This window comes from Microbacterium sp. LBN7, from assembly GCF_045690345.1.
Classification (GTDB): domain Bacteria; phylum Actinomycetota; class Actinomycetes; order Actinomycetales; family Microbacteriaceae; genus Microbacterium.
In genome coordinates, this window is the sequence record NZ_CP147856.1 from 188,294 (window position 1) to 206,479 (window position 18,186).

Consider the following 18,186-nt stretch of genomic DNA (forward strand, 5'->3'; position numbering starts at 1 on the left):
GAGCCGCGCTGACGGGTCAACGCGGGGGCACCTGCTCACAGCGAACACTTCGACAAGCGGCTGATGACAAGGCAGAATCGCAGGATGGAATCGGTTTCGTCACCTCAGGAGGTCGCCGATTCCGTCGCGCCTGCGCCCAGCGCAGCTCCGGCGCGCCAGCATCCTCACCGCCTGCAGGGCGTGCTGTTCCAGCCGATCGGCGACGAGGGGCGCGCCGAGCTCGTGGAGCGCCGACTGGTCGACGCCATCACGCGTGGCCACCTGCGCGCCGGCGAGCGCCTGCCCTCCGAAGCGGAGCTGGCGAGGAGTCTCGGAGTGGCGCCGGTCACCGTCCGCGAGGCCCTGCTCGCGACCCGCGAACGCGGACTGGTGGTCACGCGCCGCGGAAGGAACGGCGGCAGCTTCGTCGCCGCGCACGCCGATCCCCTCTCCTTCGCGCGCGAATCCGTCCGCTCGTCGTCCCGGGTGGCACTCCGCGACCTCGGCGCCCACTACGCCGCCATCACCGGAGCGGGCGTGCGTCTCGCGGCACGACGAGCCGATGCGTCAGAGGCCCAGCAGGTCCGGCGAAGGATGGAGCGACTCGACGAGCTCGACGGCGAATCGCAGCGGCGCCTCCTGGATGACGTCCAGATCGAGATCGTCGCGCTGAGCCAGTCGGCGCGGCTGACGCGCGAGCAGATGAAGCTGCAGGCGGAGTTCTCGCCGTACCTGCGGCTCGTCGCGCACACGTCGGAGGACCAGCGCCGGCAGGCTGCGCACCTCGCCGCGGTCGTCGACGCGGTCGGAACGGCCGACGCCGACGCCGCCGGCGCGCGCACCGACACGATGGTCGCGGAGATCATCGACGCCCTGATCCAGCTGCAGGCGCACCCGAGGAACGGCTGACGATGCCGGAGAACGCCACCCGGAGGACACGATGACGACAGGAACCGACACCGCGACCCGCGCCGCCGCGACCATCGTCGAGGAGTACTTCTCCTCGCCGATACGCACGCTCCTCGGCTGGGTCGGACCGTTCGCCGCCCAGGTCGCCGAGGCGAAGAGCTCCGGCCCGCTGACCAGCTCCAGGATCGACGCGCTCGTGGAGCCGCACGCGCTCCGAACGCTCGGCCTCCGGGATGCCCCCGTCTACGGTGCCGGATTCATCGCGGCGATCGATCTGCCGTCCGACGCCCGCAGCCACCTCGCCTGGTGGCAGGGCGAGGATCGCCGGCAGCTGGTGCTCGCCGCGCAGTCTCTCAACAAGGAGAACATCGACTACAGCGCACTCGAGTGGTACCGCCTCCCGATGGAGACGGGCGAGCCGCACATCGCCGGACCGTACGTCGACTACCTCTGCAGCGACGAGTACACCATCACGGTCGCCGCACCCGCGGAGGTCGACGGCGTGCGCATCGGCGTCGCGGGGCTCGACATGCTCGTCGCCGAGGTCGAGCGGGATCTCCTGCCCCGCTTCGCCGCTCTCGGTCGCGAGGTCACCCTCATCAACGGCATCGGTCGCGTCGTGGTCTCGACGGACCCGCGGTGCGCGACCGGCGATGCCGTGCGCAGCGGACGGTGGGCGGAGCTCCCCCGGTTCGCCTGCGCCGGCGTCGCGCTGACCGTGATCGTCGAACCCGACCCAACTGACCCTTGACACCCCGCAGGGCCGGGTGCACCCTGTTTACAGACCAACTCAGCGCCCGGGAGACATGCAGGCATCGCCGCAGCACCGGGCGCTGAGTCTTGCTATCGGATCTCGTCCGCGTAGCTCACCAGCAGCTCGGCGATCTCCTCCGGCCGGCTCAGCATGGCGCAGTGGCCGCCGGGCACCTCGTCCGCGAGGATGCCGAGGCGTCGGCGCGCCAGATCGCGGAGGAAGTCCGCCGGGAAGAAGCGGTCGTCGGCGCACACGATGAACCGTGTCGGCACGTCGGGCCATTCCGCGAGCGGCCAGGGCGCCGCCATCGCCGCCGCAGAGGGGTGCGCGCGCTCCCTGCTCAGCGCCGCGTCGGCCAGCTCGCGCGGGACGTCGTGATAGAAGCTCACATACGGGTCGTCGTTGCCGGTCAGGCCGCCGTCGCGGGCGGACTGCTCGCCGACGGCGAGGCCGTACCCGCTCGCCTCCCACCAGTCCTCCGGAGGCTCCCCCGGGGTGGGGATCATCCCGGCCAGCAGCACCAGGGCGTCGGCAGGGAGCCGCGCGGCGACGATCGGCGCTGTGAAGCCCCCGAACGAGTGCCCGACCACGACCACGTCGCGTCGGTCCCCGACGGCCGCCACGACCGCGTCCGCGTAGTCCTCGAGGGTGAGCGCGTCGTCGTCGGCTGGGAGGTCGGGCGCCACCACGTCGTGTCCCCGTGCCGCCAACGCCGCGGCCACGAGATGCCACGACCAGCCGACGTCGCCACCGCCATGGATCAATGCGAACGTGGTCATCGCGCACCGCCTCTCCTGCGAGAAGAGTACGCCCGGAACGTCAGTATGCGAGCAGGGCCGCCCTGGTCGCCCTCGTGCGGATGAGCAACGCCCGCTCATCCTCGGCGGCCAGCGGATCCCGTCCGGTGATCGCCCGCTGCCGGACCGCCGCGAGGGCCGTCGCGTCCTTGATGAACTCGCGCATGAGCGGTCGCCGATCGCCGCGCAGCTGCGCCGCCCAGGTGAGTCCGACCTTGCGTCCGGCCGGCGTCGCCAGCATCGTGACCTCCTCGGGCGTGAACCAGCCCGCGGCCGCGTACTCGCCGAGACGCGACTTCGTCAGTCGCGCCTCCTCTCTGCGCAACGCGATGATCCCGAAGATGAAGCCGAGGAAGAGCGGCACCTGAAGCGTGAAGTACAGGCCGAAGAAATCCGCGAACGTGGCGGATCCGTTCCACAGTGCATGCAGGAGGATCGCCCCCAGCATGCCGAGGAGTCCCGCTCCGAGCGCGACTCCCGCCGAGGAGTACCGTCGTGCGGCGAGGCCGATCGCGAAACCGGTCAAGGCGGTGAACATCGCGTGCGCGAAGGGAGAGAGCAGCGCGCGCACCACGAAGGTGACCGTGAGCTGCGACCCGCCGCCCTCGATCAGACTGATCGCGAAGTACTGGATGTTCTCGGTGAAGGCGAACCCGGCGCCGACCAGGGCGCCGTACACGACGCCGTCGACCGGGCCGTCGAACGCCCGACGGGCCACGAGGAAGATCAGGAAGACTCCGAGGCCCTTCCAGAACTCCTCCACGATCGGCGCCTGCACGACCGCGGAGAACGTGTCGTCGCGCAGGCCGACCAGGAAGGTCAGGCCGATGTCGACGAGGAGCGTGAGGCCGATCGCCGCGACGGCGCCCCAGGCGATCGCGAAGATGACGAGACGCTTCGGCTCGGGATCCCAGCGGTCGATCATCCGCACACCGAGGAAGACGATCGTCAGCGGGATGAGGGCGAGCACCAGACCGATCACGGATGCCATCGGTCCCAGCGCCCAGCCGAAGTAGCCGATGAGCGCCAGGAGCAGAAAGCCCAGGAACGCGAACAGCCACAGCGAGACGGTGCGCCCCTTCTTCGTCGGCACCGGGAGCGCCGGCAGCGACGGTGCCGGGGCGGGCGCGACAGGCGCGGGCGGCGTGTACGGCGTCGGCTGCGCCAGAGCGGACGCGTATGCCGGCTGCGCCGAGAACTGCGGAGGGGTGTACGGCGACTGCGCGTACTGCGGAGAGGAGTACTGCGGAGCAGCGTACTGCGGCGGATTCGCGGGCTGCGCGGGCGGCGGCGTGTAGGGCGACGGCTGCTGCGGCTGCTGGGGAGGTCCTCCGAAACTCATAGCTGAAGCATATGGGGCACAAGCGATATCGCTTCGTTCTGGCGAAGTCCTCCACGCGGCGGTCCCGCGCCACCGGGTAGCGTAGAACCATGCGGTTCGCTCATCTGCGCCGTCCGGACTCCCCTCTCGCGGTTCTCGCCGTGATCCAGGATTCGGACGCCATCCTCGTCTCTGATCTCCTCAACGATGCTCCTGCGACTCTGCAGCAGCTCATCGAGAGAGGTGACGGGGTGCTCGACGAGCTGCGGATTGCTCTGGCCGGTGGCATCGCACCGCGGCATCCGCTCGGCGACTGGGAGTTCTCCTCCGCGGTGCTCGCTCCCCCGGCGGTCCTGGCCGTCGGGCTCAACTACGCCGCGCACTCCAGCGAGCTCGGCCTCAAGACCGATGCCGCGCCGACCGTCTTCACGCTCTGGCCGAACTCCCTGACCGGCCACGAGCAGACCACGTCGTGGAGCCGCGACCTCAGCGAGGCCGTCGACTACGAGGCGGAGCTCGGGGTGATCATCGGAGCGCCCGCGAAGGACGTGAGCGAGGCCGAGGCGCTCTCGCACGTCTGGGGCTACACCGTGGTCAACGACATCACCGCTCGGAACATCCAGTTCTCCGAGGCCCAGTGGTGCCGGTGCAAGTCGTTCGACGGCTTCACGCCGACCGGCCCGTTCGCCGTCACCGCCGACGAGATCACCGATCCGCAGGACCTGCACATCTGGGCGGTCGTCGACGGGCACACCGTGCAGGACGCCAGCACCGGGCAGATGGTGCGATCGGTCGCCGAACTGATCGCGCATCTGTCGCAGTCCGTGACCCTCCTGCCGGGCACCCTGATCTCCACCGGAAGCCCGGGCGGCGCCGGTTACTCCCGCGATCCGCAGATCTTCCTGCGCGACCACTCGACGGTCACGGTCGGCATCGACGGGATCGGGGAGCTCACCACCCACTGCCGCATCACCGACTGAGCGCACTCGCGCACACGCAGAAGGGGACGGATGCGAGCGGCATCCGTCCCCTTCTGCGTGTGTCGACTCAGATCTCGACCAGGTCCTCCGGCGTGATCACGGGGATCGCCGCCGTGATCGCCTCGAGACCGGAGAGCCGCGCCGGCGACAGCTGCTTCACGACCTCTTCCCGCGACATCAGGCCGGCCTCGACGACCAGATCGGCCACGTTGCGGTTCGTCAGCAGGGCGGTCTTCGCGAGGGCGGCGGCCGCCGCGTAGCCGATGAACGGCGTCAGAGCGGTGATGACGCCCACCGAGGCGCCGACCATGGCGCCGAGACGGTCGCGGTTCGCGGTGATGCCGTCGACGCAGTTGACGCGCAGCGTCCACATCGCCTGACGCATCCAGGTGATGGACTGGAAGATCGAGTGCGCGATCACGGGCTCGAACGCGTTCAGCTGCAGCTGTCCGGCCTCGGCGGCCATCGTGACGGTCATGTCCGCGCCGGCGACGGCGAACGCCACCTGGTTGACGACCTCGGGGATGACCGGGTTGACCTTGCCGGGCATGATGCTCGAGCCCGCCTGCATCGCGGGCAGGTTGATCTCGCCGAAGCCGGCCTGCGGCCCGGAGGAGAGCAGACGGAGGTCGTTGCAGATCTTCGACAGCTTCATCGCATTGCGCTTGAGCGTCGACGAGAACGACATGAACGAGCCGGTGTCGCTCGTGGCCTCGACGAGGTCGGCCGACGTCTTCAGGTCGAGCGACGTGATCTCGCGCAGGTGCTTGAGCACGGCCGGCGCGTAGTCCGGGTGCGTCGTGATCCCGGTGCCGATGGCCGTCGCGCCCATGTTGATCTCGAACATGAGCGAGGCGTTCTCGGTCAGACGGGTGTGGTCGAAGCCGAGCGTCGACGCGAAGCCGTGGAACTCCTGCCCGAGCGTCATCGGCACGGCATCCTGCAGCTGCGTGCGGCCGACCTTGAGCACGTCGTGGAACTCGCGGGACTTGCCGAGGAACGACAGGCGCAGCAGGTCGAGCTCCTCGAGCAGCGAGCGCAGCGTGAGCGACAGGCCGATCTTCACGGCCGTCGGGTACACGTCGTTCGTCGACTGACTGCGGTTGGTGTGGTCGATCGGCGAGAGGAAGGCGTAGTCGCCCTTCTCCCGGCCCGCCATCTCGAGCGCGATGTTGGTGATGACCTCGTTCGCGTTCATGTTGGTCGAGGTGCCGGCGCCTCCCTGGATCACGCCGACGGTGAACTGCTCGTGGAACTCGCCGTCGATCACGCGCTGGGCGGCGCGGTCGATGAGGTCCGCACGCTCGGGGTCGAGGACGCCGATCTCCCGGTTCGCCCGTGCGCTCGCCTGCTTGACCATCGCCAGCGCGATCACCAGATCGGGGTAGACCGAGATCGGGCGTTTGGTGATCGGGAAGTTCGCGTCGGCGCGGGCGGTGTGGATGCCCCAGTACGCGTCGACGGGAATCTCCATGCTCCCGAGGGAATCGGTCTCGGTGCGGGTCAGGGCAGGCGCGGCAGAAGCCATGTCACATCCTTGTGGGTCGTGGCGGGTGAGTGTGTGGGGGATGCGTCCAGTCTACGCGGCTCACCGTCCGGGTTTCCGGGAGAAGGCTTCGAGCCGCCCCTCCGGGGTGAGTCCCGCCATGCGCTCCAGCCACTCCTCGGAGAAGTAGCTCCCCGTCGCCGCATCCGTCACCGGGACGACCGAGTGCGTGATCGTGTCGGGGTGCACGTGCACGAGCTGGAAGGCCTGCGCGGCATCCATCCCGTTGACGTCCGCGGCCGGCAGGGCGACGTTCATCGTGTAGCACGTCGCAGACGCGACGCTCACCGGGACGCCGGCGAACATGCCGTGCGAGGAGTAGTGCAGATGCCCGGCGAGGATGCCGCGCACATCGCTCCCCCGGATGATGTCCGCGAGCTCGTCCTGGTGACGCAGCTCCAGGATGTCGAAGAGCGGCAGGTGGCTCGGCAGCGGCGGGTGATGCATCGCCAGCAGCGTGCCGTGCGGCGCCGGCACGGCGAGGACCTCTCGCAGCCAGTTCCGCTGCGCCGCGTCCAGATCTCCGTGGTGCCACCCGGGAACGCTCGTGTCCAGGGCGACGACGCGCAGCCCGTCGAGATCCCAGACGCCGGTGACGGGCTCCTCGGTCGGCGCCAGATCGAGCAGATCGCGCCGCAGCGCAGGGCGCTCGTCGTGATTGCCCGCAACCCAGATGACCGGGGCGCCCAGCTCGGCCGCGACCGGCTCGACCGCGGCGCGCAGGCGGCGGTAGGCGTCCGGCTCCCCCAGGTCGGCGAGATCACCGGTGACGACGATGGCGGCGGGGTTCGGATGCACGGCGCGGATCGCGGCAAGCGTCCGCGCGAAGTTCGCCTCGACGTCGTAGCGCCCGCCGAGACGCGCGCCTTCCGCGAGGAAGTGCGGATCGCTGACGTGGATGAGGACGTGAGACGCGGGCCGGTGTCGGCCGAACGCGTACGCGCTGCCTGTTCCTGCTGACATGGCATCAGCCTATGCGCCCCCACCGACTACTGCGTCTGTAGTGCTCACACTAGGATTCGTTCATGGCCAAGAACGAGAGCCGACGACGGACCATCGCGGATGCCGGCCTGACCGTGCTCGCGCGAGACGGATCCCGTGGACTCACCCACCGCGCGGTCGATGTCGCCGCCGCCGTCCCGACCGGAACCACGTCCAACTACTTCCGCAGCCGCGACGCCCTCGTGGCAGGACTCGTCGAGCGCATCGGAGAGCGCCTGGCTCCGACGCCGGAGGACCTCGAGCGCCGCGCCTCCGCCACGCCGGGACCGGCGCTGTTCGCCGACTACGTCCGCGACATCGTCCGACGCCTCAGCGACGACCGCGACGTCACGATCGCCCTGTTCGAACTGCGTCTGGAGAGCAGCCGCCGCCCCGAGGTCGCCGCGGTCCTCGGAGCGTGGCAGCGCGCCGGCCTCGACGGCGACGTCGCGTTCAACGCGGCGGCGGGTCTGCCCGGGGGCCGACGCGAGATCGCGCTGTTCCACTACGCGATCGACGGCCTCCTGCTGGATCGGCTGACATCGCCGATCGATCCGGACACCTCGACCGACGAGATCGTCGACGCCCTGGTGGCCGGGCTGCTGCGTTGAGACGGCGGCCGCGGGTCAGTGTCCGAGGACGATGATCAGGATGCCGGCGACGACCGCGGCGGCGCACATCACGAAGCAGCCGTAGGCGCCCACGAGTGAGAGCGACTTCTGCGACTCTGTCAGCGGGCTCTTCTTGGCTGCCTTCGCGGCCTGCTTCGCCGCCCGCTTGAGCTCCTTCTCGGAGATGACGGTGATCGCATCGGTGAATTCCGCGGGGCTCACCACCGGAGCGCGCCCGCTGCGCACGAGCAGTCGGAGACCGAGCGCGTAGAACGTGACGATGGCGGTGGCGCCGATCAGAGCGGCGGCGAACACCTGGAGGAAGGCGAGCCAGTCGATGGACACGTTCATGCGGAATCTCCGTCCCGGCCGGCATCCACGGGCTTCGGGCTCTTCCCGGACTTCGAAGCCCCCTTGGCCTCGGCCTTCTTCTTCGCCCGCGCCTTGGCCTCGGCCTTGGCCTTCTCCCTGGCCTCGGCACGCGCCTTCGCCTCCGCCTTCGCGCGCTCGATGCGCTGCTGACGACGCGTCGGCGGCGGCGTGTCGGGAACCTCCACCGCCAGGTGGGATTCGGCGACGTCGCTCATCGCGTTCGCGTGCGTCACCGCGTTGCGGCGCGAGCGCATGAAGAGACCGAGGATGATGAGCACGGCGATGACGGCGTCGATCGCGACGCCCCAGTTGCCGAGCCACACGACGAGCAGAGCGGCCAGTGCACCCACGCCACCCGCGGCCGGCAGCGTGAGCAGCCAGCCGACGCCGATGCGTCCGGCGGTGCGCCAGCGCACCGTGGACCCCCGGCGTCCGAGGCCGGAGCCGATGACCGATCCGGAGGCGACCTGGGTGGTCGAGAGGGCGAATCCGAGCGCGCTCGAGGCGAGGATCGTGGCGGCGGTCGAGCTCTCCGCCGCGAAGCCCTGCGCGGGCTTGACGTCGGTGAGCCCCTTGCCGAGCGTGCGGATGATGCGCCACCCGCCGAGGTAGGTACCCAGGGCGATGGTGAAGGCGCACGCGATGATCACCCAGAGCTCGGGCTCATGGTGGGCCCCGGACTGCCAGCCGATCGTGATCATCGCGAGAGTGATCACGCCCATGGTCTTCTGCGCGTCGTTGGTGCCGTGCGCGAGCGCGACCAGCGACGACGTGAAGATCTGGCCCCAGCGGAATCCGTCGCGACCGTCGGGCTTCCCGTCGTAGCGACGGGTGATCGAGTACGCGATCTTGGTCGCCGCGAAGGCGATGATCCCGGCCGTGACCGGGGCGATCAGCGCCGGGAGCACGATCTTCGACAGCACGGCGCCGAAGTCGATGCCGCCGAGACCTGCGCCCACGAGCGTGGCCCCGATCAGTCCGCCGAACAGGGCGTGCGAGGAGCTCGACGGCAGGCCGAGGAGCCACGTCAGCATGTTCCAGGTGATGGCGCCGATGAGTCCGGCGAAGATCAGCGAGAGGAAGAGATCGGCGCCGGCGGCGATGATCGCGTCCTCCTTGATGATGCCACCCGAGATCGTCTTCGAGACCTCCGTCGAGAGGAAGGCTCCGATGAGGTTCAGGACGGCCGCGAGGAGGACGGCGGTCTTGGGCTTCAGCGCACCGGTGGCGATGGGCGTGGCCATCGCGTTCGCGGTGTCGTGAAACCCGTTGGTGAAGTCGAAGAACAGTGCCAGCGCGATGACAAGCACGACGATGAGGGCTGCGGTTTCCACCGTTCGCTTTCGGTCGTTTGAGGAAGAAAAGGAGATGTCGACGGGATCGACGTGATGAACGAAGAGTTCACCGTGGGTTTCACTTCCGTTTACCGGCCCCGCTAAATCCTCCCACCCTCCCCCGCGCCGGTCAACTCGACCTGGGATAGCGTGGGACGGTGACCGACGCCCCCACCGCAGACCGCCGCTCCACCACTCGCACCCACCACGGAGACGCGTTCGACGATCCGTACGAGTGGCTCCGCGCGAAGGAGTCCGCCGAGGTGATCGAGCACCTCGAGGCGGAGAACGCCCACACCGAGGCGGAGACCGCGCATCTCGCCGATCTCCGCGAGAAGCTGTTCGAGGAGATCAAGGGCAGGGTACAGGAGACCGACCTGTCGGTGCCCACCCGTCGCGGAGACTGGTGGTACTACAGCCGCACCGAGGAGGGCGCGCAGTACGGCATCCACTGCCGGGCCGCCGCTGCCCCCGGCGACTGGACTCCCCCGGTTCTGGAGCCCGGCGTGCCCGTTCCCGGGGAGGTCGTCCTGCTGGACGGGAACGTCGAGGCCGAGGGCCATGAGTTCTTCTCGCTCGGTGCCTTCGACACCTCGGACGACGCGACCAAGCTGCTCTGGTCCACCGACTTCGAGGGCGACGAGCTCTACACGGTGCACGTGCGCGATCTGACGACGGGCATCACGCTCGACGACGTGATCCCGAACACCGGCGGCGCCTTCTTCACGCCGGACGGCACCGGCGTCATCTACACCACGCGGGACGAGGCCTGGCGGCCCGACACCCTGTGGCTCCATCGCCTGGGAACCCCCGTCTCCGAGGACGTCACGCTGTTCCACGAGCCGGATGAGAAGTTCTGGCTGGGGGCGGGGATCACGCGCAGCCGCCGCTACCTCGTGATCGGGGTCGGGTCGAGCATCACCGGCGAGGAGTATCTCGTCGACCTCGCCGGAGATCTCACGGCCGAGCCGCAGCTCGTATGGCCGCGGGTCGAGGGCGTCGAGTACTCGCTCGAGCACGCCGTCGTCGACGGCGAGGATCGCCTGCTGATCCTGCACAACGATGAGGCCCTCGACTTCGAGCTGGTCTCGGTCGCGGCATCCGACCCCCAGGGCGAGCGGCGCGTCGTGATCGCGCACGAGCCGGGCCGTCGACTCCTCGGAATGGATGCGTTCCGCGACTTCGCGACGGTCGAGTACCGCAGCGGAGGACTCGAGCGCGTCGGCCTGCTCGACTACGCGACGGACGCCGTCGAGGAGATCTCCTTCGACGAGCCGCTGTACTCGGCCGGTGTCAGCGGCAACCCGGAGTGGCACTCGCCGTTCCTGCGACTCGGGTACACGTCGTTCGTGACCCCCGGCACCGTGTACGACCTCGATCTGGCCTCCCGCGAACTGGTGCTGCGCAAGCAGGTCGCCGTGCTCGGCGGGTACGACCCGACGGAGTACGGACAGCGGCGGGAGTGGGCGACGGCCTCCGACGGCACGCAGGTGCCGATCTCGCTGGTCTGGAAGCGCGCGTTCGGCGACCCCGGATCGGCACCGCGACCGGTGCACCTCTACGGCTACGGCTCCTACGAGCACTCGATCGATCCGGGTTTCTCCGTCGCCCGGCTCTCCGAGCTCGACCGCGGGGTCGTCTTCGCGGTGGCACACGTCCGCGGCGGCGGCGAGATGGGCCGCCAGTGGTACGAGGACGGCAAGCTGCTGCACAAGCGGAACACGTTCACGGACTTCGTCTCCTGCGGCCAGCACCTCGTCTCGACCGGCGTGACCACCCCGCAGCAGCTGGTGGCCGAGGGCGGCAGCGCGGGCGGTCTGCTGATGGGCGCGGTCGCGAATCTCGCTCCCGAGCTGTTCGCCGGCATCCTCGCCGCGGTCCCCTTCGTGGATGCGCTGACGACGATCCTCGACCCCTCACTGCCGTTGACCGTGATCGAGTGGGACGAGTGGGGCGACCCGCTGCACGACCCGGAGGTCTACGCGTACATGAAGTCGTACACGCCCTATGAGAACGTCCGCGACGGCGTCGCCTATCCGCGCATCCTCGCCGTGACATCGCTCAACGACACCCGTGTGCTCTATGTGGAGCCCGCGAAGTGGGTCGCCCGGCTCCGTGAGGCCGGCGCATCCGACGTCCTCCTGAAGTGCGAGATGGTCGCCGGCCACGGCGGCGTCAGCGGACGCTACAACTCCTGGAAGGAGCGCGCGTTCGAGCTCGCCTGGCTGCTCGACACGCTCGGCCTGGCGGGCGCTCAGCCGAAGAGGGCAGCGGCCTCGTCGTAGCGGTAGCGCGGCACGGTGTGGAGCTCGCCGAGAGCGTCGGCGAAGGGCACGCGCACGATGTCGGTGCCCTGCATCGCCACCATCTGGCCCCAGGCGCCTTCGACGATCGCGTCTGCGGCATGCAGGCCGAGGCGCGTCGCGAGCACGCGGTCGAACGCCGAGGGCGACCCGCCGCGCTGGATGTGTCCGAGGATCGTGGCGCGCGTCTCGATTCCGGTGATGCGCTCGATCTCCGGCGCGAGCTGATCGCCGATGCCGCCCAGACGCGGACGGTTGAACGCGTCGAGGCCCTTGTCGCTGTACGCCTCTTCCATGCCGAGGAGCTTGAACCCCTCGGAGACGACGACCAGGGGCGCACGACCACGGTCGTGCGCGTTCGTGACGAGCGCCGTGATGTCGTCGATCGACATCGGCACCTCGGGGATGCAGATGACATGCGCCCCTGCCGCCATGCCGGCGTGCAGAGCGATCCAGCCGACGTGACGGCCCATGACCTCGGCGACCATGCAGCGCTGGTGCGAGTCTCCCGTGGTGCGCAGCCGGTCCATCGCGTCGGTGGCGATGTTCACGGCCGTGTCGAAGCCGAAGGAGTAGTCCGTGGCCTGCAGGTCGTTGTCGATCGTCTTCGGGACGCCGAGCACCTTGATGCCGTCCTTCGACAGGCGGTCGGCGGCCGCGAGCGTGCCCTCGCCGCCGATCGCGACGATGCCGTCGATCTTGTGTCCGTAGAGCGTCTTCGCGATGTTCTCGGCGCCGCCGCGCTCCCCCTCGTAGGGGTTCGTGCGGCTCGTCCCGAGGATCGTGCCGCCCACCTTGGAGAGACCCTTCACCTCGTGCCGGGTCAGCGGCATGAAGTCGCCTTCGACGACGCCGCGCCAGCCGTCGCGGATGCCGACGAACTCGAGGTCGTACGTGGTGGTGCCCTTGAGGACGATGCCGCGGATGACCGCGTTGAGTCCGGGGCAGTCGCCGCCGCTCGTCAGGATGCCGATCTTCATGCTGGTGCCTTCCGACGTTCGGGGAAAGGGGGAAAGGCGACGCTGCCTGCGATCGACACTAGTGCCACCGCGCGGTTCGGCGCCATTCGAGAGCGGCGAAAACCGATGATCTTTACGACGTCGAGACCGGCCGTCGCAGAACTTCACGACACATCCGGTTTCGGACCCGAAATCGCCGTTAAGAAACCGGGTTCTTGACGCCTATGCCGCGCCCAGCGCCTGCCGCAGCAGGTGCATGAGGGCCGCCAGCTGCACCGGTTCCGCCGCCACGTCGTCGATCGCCTCGCCGTCGAGGGCGCGCGCCGCGAGCCCCTGCTTCTGGTCGATGAGCTCGGCGATCTTCGTGTCGATCGTGTGCGCGGCGATGATCCGCCACGCGGTGACCGGCTCGTCCTGTCCGATGCGGTGCACGCGGTCGATCGCCTGGGTCTGCTCGGCGGCCGTCCACGACAGCTCGGCCAGCACGACGTTCGACGCGGCCTGCATGTTGAGCCCGACGCCTGCGGCGGTGAGGGAGCAGACGGCGATGCCGACGTCGGGATCGCTGTTGAAGTCGTCGATCGCCTGCTGACGCGCCGTCGACGTCTGATCTCCACGGATCGACACCGACCGGATCCCCGCGGCGGCGAAGTGCGCCTCTGCCTGATCCATCACGTCGACGTGCTTCGCGAAGAACACGACCTTGCCGACCGAGCGCTGCAGCTGGGCTGCGTAGTCGGCGGCGAGCTGCGCCTTGGCCTGACCGATGCGGCGAACCATCGTGAAGACGTTGTCTCCCCCGGTTCCGGCCGCCTTCGACTCCTCGAGCTCGTTCTGCGCGACGAGGCGCACGATGTCCTCGTCGATCTCGCCCGGGGCCCCCTTCGACGAGTTCAGGGATCCAGCAGAGGAGGAACGGGCCTCGATGATGCGGCGGTAGCGAGCGGCGAGCCGCTCCCCCAGCTCGCGCTCGGCCTGACGGATGCTGCGCCCGAACTCGTCGTCGAGCTGCACGGGCAGATCGGCGATCAGCTTGTCGGGGAGGTCGGCCGCGACGTCCTTCTTCTTGCGGCGGACGATCCCCATGGAGATCACGGCGTCGCGCGCCTCGGGATAGAACGCCTTGTCCGCGGGGGTGAACCCGGTCGCGTCGAGCTTCTCCATCAGCTCGGGTCCGGGCTTCTCGCCCGTGGTCCAGCCGAGGAACCGCCAGATCGCGTCGAAGTCCTCGACGTCGTTGATCAGCGGGGTTCCGGTGAGAGCGAGCATGAGCGGGTCGCCGCCGGGCGTGCGCTCGCGCATCCGCGTCGCGAGCGAGAGCACGTTCTGCGACCGCTGCGACGAGAGGTTCTTGATGAAGTGCGCCTCGTCGACGACCATGCCGCGCAGACCGATCGAGCCGAGCCACGAGAGGTGGCGGTCGAGGATCTCGTAGTTGACGATGAAGACGTCCGCGAAGGCGTCGATGTCCTGGCCGTCACCCTGGATGACCGTGGCACGGCGCTGGGGCGTCCACCGCTCGACCTCGCGGGCCCAGTTCATCTTCACGACGTTCGGGACGACCGCGAGCAGCGGATAGGCGCCGGCGACGGAGGCGGCGAGCAGCGACTGCGCCGTCTTGCCGAGTCCCGGCTCGTCGGCCAGCAGGAAGCTGCGGTGGCCGGCGCGCACGGCTTCGAGGAAGCGGGACTGGTGCACCATCACCTCGAGGCCCTTGGGCGAGAGGTGGTCGTACTCGGGCGCAGGGGGCAGCTCCATCGTGGCAGCGGACCCGCCCGCTCCGGTCTCGAACGCCTTGTAGAGCGGGCCCATCAGCTCCCACCCGTCGAGGCGACGACGCGGAGTCGAGGTGCTGCGCGGGGTCAGGTCCGGCGCGAGGAAGGGGTTCGCCAGCTGTCGGGACTCGACCGACGGAGGCGTGACCTGGCGCTCGGCGATCGCGGCGGGCACCGAGGAGATCTGCACGGGAGCCGCGTCCGCGATGATGAGCTCCTCCGGTGCCAGCTCGGCTCCGGACTCGAGCAGCCAGTCTCGACGCATCCGCTTGGCGACCGGCGATGTCGCCTGGTCGGCTTCGAGGAGCTGGATCAGCGAGGTGTCGCGCGCGGCGGTCTTCGCGAGGATGGTCGCGACGCCGTCGAGCCGCTTGAGCAGCTCCGCGCGGGCGGGGTCGCCGATCTCGGCATCCGCCTTCACCCTGGCGCGCTCCTCGCGCACCAGGAACGCGATCACCTGGAACTTGACGCGGTTGGTCGGGCCGAGCTTCCCTCGCTGCGACTTCGCCTCGATCTCGCGCACCTTGCGCGCGAGGATCGGGATGAGCGGGGCCTCGTCGTCTCGACGGGACGTCTTCTTGCGCCGCGTGGCGGCGGTTGCCGTGGTCGGCATGCTCCTCCTGAGCGTGAAGGCCCCGGCATCCTCATGAAGCCGTGAGCCGTTCTCGATGTCCGCGTGTGGCGTGAGCCAGGACCGTACGAACAGTAGTTCCGGTTCCCGCCGATGCACGCGATGCGCGTGAGGATCGGTTCGAACCGGTCACCAGTCTATGCCATCCGACCCCGGCGACGGAGGATTTCGTCACCGGAGCACGTCACGAGCTCAGCGGACAGCCCCGGCCAGCACCCGTCGCGCGTCCGCGACGTCGACGGCGATCTGGGCCGAGAGCTTGTCGATGCCCTCGTACGCGACCATGCCGCGCAGCCGCTCGACGAACTCGACGGTGACGTCGTGACCGTAGAGATCGAGGCTCGTCTCGTCGAGCACGTGCGCTTCGACCTGGCGCTCGAGCACGTCGTCGAAGGTCGGGTTGGTCCCGACCGAGATGGCCGACGGATGACGGATGCCGGTGTCATGGTCGATGAGCCATCCGGCGTAGACCCCGTCAGCGGGGACGAACGCGTCGACGATCGTCGAGAGGTTCGCGGTGGGGAAGCCGAGCTCCCGACCGCGCTTGAGCCCGTGGACGACTTCGCCGCGCACGTCGGGATGACGCCCGAGCACACGCGCAGCCTCCGTGACATCGCCGTCGATCAGCAGTTCGCGGATCCACGTCGACGAGACACGCCGGGACGACCCCGGCAGATACACGTCGTCGACGACCTCGACGGAGAAGCCATGCGCCGGCCCGAGTTCCCGGAGCAGCGCAGGCGTGCCCGCTCCCCCACGACCGAACCGGAAGTCCCGCCCCACGAGGACCGTGGAGACCTTCAGCGCGCCGACGAGGATGTCGACGACGAAGTCCTCGGCGCTGCGCGCCGCGAGCTCCTCGTCGAAGGTGAGCACGAGCGTCGCGTCGAGACCGAGCTCCCCGAGGAGCTCGAGCTTGCGGTCGACCGTCACGACGTTCTCCGGGCACCGGTCGGGGCGGAGGACGGCGAGGGGGTTCCGGTCGAAGGTCACGGCGACCGCGCGGCTGCCCGACGCGGCTGCCGCCTCGTTCAGGCGGCGGATGACCGCTCGGTGGCCGGCGTGGACGCCGTCGAACTTGCCGATCGCCACCGCGCTGGGGCCGAAGTCGTCGGGCACTTCGGCGGGACTGCGGAACACGATCACGCGGTGACCTCGATCGGACGATCCGCGGCGGACGGCTGGTGCGTGCGGAGCCACCAGATGCCGAACACCGGCAGCACCAGCGGGATGAACAGGTATCCGCGCCCGAAGAGCGACCACACGGTCTCGTGCTGGAACAGAGCGGGAAGGAGGATGCTGAGCAGTCCGACGACGAGCACCCCGGTGAGCTCGAACACGATGGCGATCCAGGCGACCGTGTACCACCCTCGACGGCGCGCGAGGATGAGGGCGAGGGTGGCGAGGATGTAGACCACCGCAGCGAGCGCGGACAGCGAGTACGCGAGCGGCGCCTCGTCGAAACGCCGGACGATCTGCACGAAGCTGCGCCCCGTGGCAGCCAGCGCCATGACGGCGTAGACGATCACGAGGACGCGACCGATTCCGGTCATCCGAGTGGAGGGGGTGGTGGTGCTCATAGCGCATTCCATCTTAGAGCCGCGCGGGCATGCGGGACTCCGCCGGCGCTTCCGGCGTCATGCGATCTGCACGGTCCAGATGACCTGCATGCGCCAGAGCATGATCGCGATGGCCAGGGCGGCCACACCGAGGATCACGGTGCTCCACCTGCTGCGCTCCATCAGCGCCCACAGCACCGCACCGACCGGCAGCAGCACCGCCGAGACCAGGTACACCCAGTACTCGAGCAGGTCGCCGGTGGGCGGATTGCCGGCCAACGGCGCGACGATCGCCGCGATCACCTGCACCACCAGGAGCAGCTCCACGAGCGCGAGGGCACCGACGCTGATGTCGCTCGGTCGGCGTCCGGCGAGTCCGGCGACGATGCAGAAGGCGCCGGCGGCGACGGCCACGACGATCTGGACGACGGTCAGCCACAGGATCATCGCGCGACCTCCGGCATGTTCATGGCGCTCTTCAGATCGGCGCCCCGTCGTTCGACGATGCCCACCAGCGTGCCGTCCTCGTCGATCGCGGCGGCGAGAGCGCCGTCGAGGCGCGCGGCCTGATCGGCGAGCCTCTTGCCGTGCCGGAGGTCGCGCGCCTCGTCCGTCGATACCGCCAGAGGCTGGAGGATGCGCGCGGCGGCCTGGGCGGGCGTCAGCGTCGTCGCATCGGCGAGGTCGTCGAGCACGACGGCATCCGTCACCGCGAACGGACCCACCCGTGTGCGGCGCAGCGACGTGAGGTGACCGCCCACGCCGAGCGCCGCGCCGAGGTCGCGCGCGAGCGCGCGGATGTAGGTGCCGGACGAGCAGTCGACGACCACGTCGAGGTCGAGGACGCCGTCCCCCTGACGTCTTGAGAGCACGTCGAACCGCGAGACGGTGACATCGCGTGCGGCGAGCACGACGTCCTCCCCCGCGCGCACACGGTCGTAGGCGCGGCGTCCGTCGACCTTGATCGCCGACACGGCGCTGGGGACCTGCGAGATCTCCCCGGTCAGCGCCGCGACGCCGGCGTGGATGGCGGTCTCGGTCACGGCATCCCATGCCTCCGGATCGGCCACCCCGACGATCTCGCCGTCGGCGTCGTCGGTGCCGGTCGTCTGCCCCAGACGGATCGTCGCCTCGTAGGTCTTGTCTGCGCCGACGACGTAGGTGAGCAGACGCGTCGCGCCCTCGATGCCGATCACCAGCAGTCCGGTGGCCATCGGATCGAGTGTGCCGGCGTGCCCCACCTTCCGCGTACCGAACGCGCGGCGCGTGCGGGCGACGACGTCGTGACTGGTCAGCCCTGCGGGCTTGTCGACGAGGAGGATGCCGGGCGAGACCATCCCCCCAGCCTACGATGCGGGCCGCGTGCCGCCGTCAC

General features: G+C 69.5%; 17 protein-coding genes. 5 read left to right on the forward strand and 12 right to left on the reverse strand.

Annotation, left to right across the window (positions count from 1 at the left end):
• Positions 1 to 84 precede the first annotated feature (84 nt).
• Together LBN7_RS00960 and LBN7_RS00965 are read left to right on the forward strand one after the other, a co-directional pair.
• Entirely contained in the window at positions 85 to 888 is an 804-nt protein-coding gene (locus LBN7_RS00960) for a FadR/GntR family transcriptional regulator (RefSeq protein ID WP_407360705.1), read from the forward strand.
• A gap of 31 nt (positions 889 to 919) precedes the next feature.
• The gene (locus LBN7_RS00965; protein ID WP_341945589.1) at positions 920 to 1,639 is read left to right on the forward strand and encodes a cache domain-containing protein; all 720 of its coding nucleotides are present in this window, start codon (positions 920 to 922) and stop codon (positions 1,637 to 1,639) included.
• Positions 1,640 to 1,731: 92 nt separating this feature from the next.
• Here LBN7_RS00965 and LBN7_RS00970 read toward each other — a convergent pair whose 3' ends face one another.
• Together LBN7_RS00970 and LBN7_RS00975 are read right to left on the reverse strand one after the other, a co-directional pair.
• Positions 1,732 to 2,421 (reverse strand): alpha/beta fold hydrolase, encoded by a 690-nt coding sequence (locus LBN7_RS00970; protein WP_407360706.1) that lies wholly within the window; start codon positions 2,419 to 2,421, stop codon positions 1,732 to 1,734.
• Positions 2,422 to 2,461: 40 nt separating this feature from the next.
• On the reverse strand, positions 2,462 to 3,781 hold the full coding sequence (locus LBN7_RS00975; protein ID WP_116635211.1) for a PrsW family intramembrane metalloprotease: 1,320 nt from the start codon (positions 3,779 to 3,781) through the stop codon (positions 2,462 to 2,464).
• An 89-nt stretch (positions 3,782 to 3,870) separates the two neighbouring features.
• Here LBN7_RS00975 and LBN7_RS00980 point away from each other — a divergent pair, with 89 nt between their 5' ends.
• On the forward strand, positions 3,871 to 4,740 hold the full coding sequence (locus tag LBN7_RS00980) for a fumarylacetoacetate hydrolase family protein (protein ID WP_407360707.1): 870 nt from the start codon (positions 3,871 to 3,873) through the stop codon (positions 4,738 to 4,740).
• A gap of 67 nt (positions 4,741 to 4,807) precedes the next feature.
• Here the strand turns inward: LBN7_RS00980 and LBN7_RS00985 are convergent, their stop codons facing one another.
• Together LBN7_RS00985 and LBN7_RS00990 are read right to left on the reverse strand one after the other, a co-directional pair.
• Positions 4,808 to 6,268, reverse strand: a complete 1,461-nt coding sequence (locus LBN7_RS00985) for an aspartate ammonia-lyase (protein ID WP_116635213.1) — start codon at positions 6,266 to 6,268, stop codon at positions 4,808 to 4,810.
• 60 nt (positions 6,269 to 6,328) lie between these two features.
• Positions 6,329 to 7,249 carry a phosphodiesterase gene (locus LBN7_RS00990; protein WP_407360708.1) on the reverse strand — a complete coding sequence of 307 codons (921 nt, stop codon included), beginning with the start codon at positions 7,247 to 7,249 and terminating at the stop codon, positions 6,329 to 6,331.
• Positions 7,250 to 7,311: 62 nt separating this feature from the next.
• Here LBN7_RS00990 and LBN7_RS00995 point away from each other — a divergent pair, with 62 nt between their 5' ends.
• Positions 7,312 to 7,878 carry a TetR/AcrR family transcriptional regulator gene (locus LBN7_RS00995; protein WP_341945593.1) on the forward strand — a complete coding sequence of 189 codons (567 nt, stop codon included), beginning with the start codon at positions 7,312 to 7,314 and terminating at the stop codon, positions 7,876 to 7,878.
• Between the two features lie 15 nt (positions 7,879 to 7,893).
• On the opposite strand, the gene LBN7_RS01000 is transcribed toward LBN7_RS00995, so the two are convergent.
• Both LBN7_RS01000 and LBN7_RS01005 read right to left on the reverse strand, forming a co-directional pair.
• Complete coding sequence (locus LBN7_RS01000) at positions 7,894 to 8,229, reverse strand: peptidase (RefSeq protein ID WP_116635216.1); 336 nt, start codon at positions 8,227 to 8,229, stop codon at positions 7,894 to 7,896.
• Complete coding sequence (locus LBN7_RS01005; RefSeq protein ID WP_116635217.1) at positions 8,226 to 9,584, reverse strand: inorganic phosphate transporter; 1,359 nt, start codon at positions 9,582 to 9,584, stop codon at positions 8,226 to 8,228. Before LBN7_RS01005 ends, LBN7_RS01000 begins: the two co-directional genes overlap by 4 nt.
• Positions 9,585 to 9,742: 158 nt before the next feature.
• On the opposite strand from LBN7_RS01005, the gene LBN7_RS01010 reads away from it, so the two are divergent.
• The gene (locus LBN7_RS01010) at positions 9,743 to 11,869 is read left to right on the forward strand and encodes a S9 family peptidase (RefSeq protein WP_407360709.1); all 2,127 of its coding nucleotides are present in this window, start codon (positions 9,743 to 9,745) and stop codon (positions 11,867 to 11,869) included.
• Here LBN7_RS01010 and LBN7_RS01015 read toward each other — a convergent pair.
• The 6 genes from LBN7_RS01015 to truB all read right to left on the reverse strand — a co-directional run bounded on the left by LBN7_RS01015 (position 11,839) and on the right by truB (position 18,148).
• A complete protein-coding gene (locus LBN7_RS01015; protein ID WP_407360710.1) occupies positions 11,839 to 12,867 on the reverse strand; it encodes a 6-phosphofructokinase in 1,029 nt (342 codons plus the stop codon). The two genes, LBN7_RS01010 and LBN7_RS01015, sit on opposite strands and share 31 nt — an antisense overlap.
• Positions 12,868 to 13,068: 201 nt before the next feature.
• Positions 13,069 to 15,234: a DEAD/DEAH box helicase gene (locus tag LBN7_RS01020; RefSeq protein ID WP_407360711.1), complete on the reverse strand. Its 2,166-nt coding sequence runs from the start codon at positions 15,232 to 15,234 to the stop codon at positions 13,069 to 13,071.
• Between the two features lie 210 nt (positions 15,235 to 15,444).
• Positions 15,445 to 16,398, reverse strand: a complete 954-nt coding sequence (locus LBN7_RS01025; RefSeq protein WP_407360712.1) for a bifunctional riboflavin kinase/FAD synthetase — start codon at positions 16,396 to 16,398, stop codon at positions 15,445 to 15,447.
• The gene (locus LBN7_RS01030) at positions 16,395 to 16,832 is read right to left on the reverse strand and encodes a hypothetical protein (protein WP_243408889.1); all 438 of its coding nucleotides are present in this window, start codon (positions 16,830 to 16,832) and stop codon (positions 16,395 to 16,397) included. Before LBN7_RS01030 ends, LBN7_RS01025 begins: the two co-directional genes overlap by 4 nt.
• Before the next feature lie 57 nt (positions 16,833 to 16,889).
• Positions 16,890 to 17,258: a hypothetical protein gene (locus LBN7_RS01035; RefSeq protein WP_407360713.1), complete on the reverse strand. Its 369-nt coding sequence runs from the start codon at positions 17,256 to 17,258 to the stop codon at positions 16,890 to 16,892.
• Complete coding sequence (gene truB / locus LBN7_RS01040; RefSeq protein WP_407360714.1) at positions 17,255 to 18,148, reverse strand: tRNA pseudouridine(55) synthase TruB; 894 nt, start codon at positions 18,146 to 18,148, stop codon at positions 17,255 to 17,257. Before truB ends, LBN7_RS01035 begins: the two co-directional genes overlap by 4 nt.
• Positions 18,149 to 18,186 lie beyond the last annotated feature (38 nt).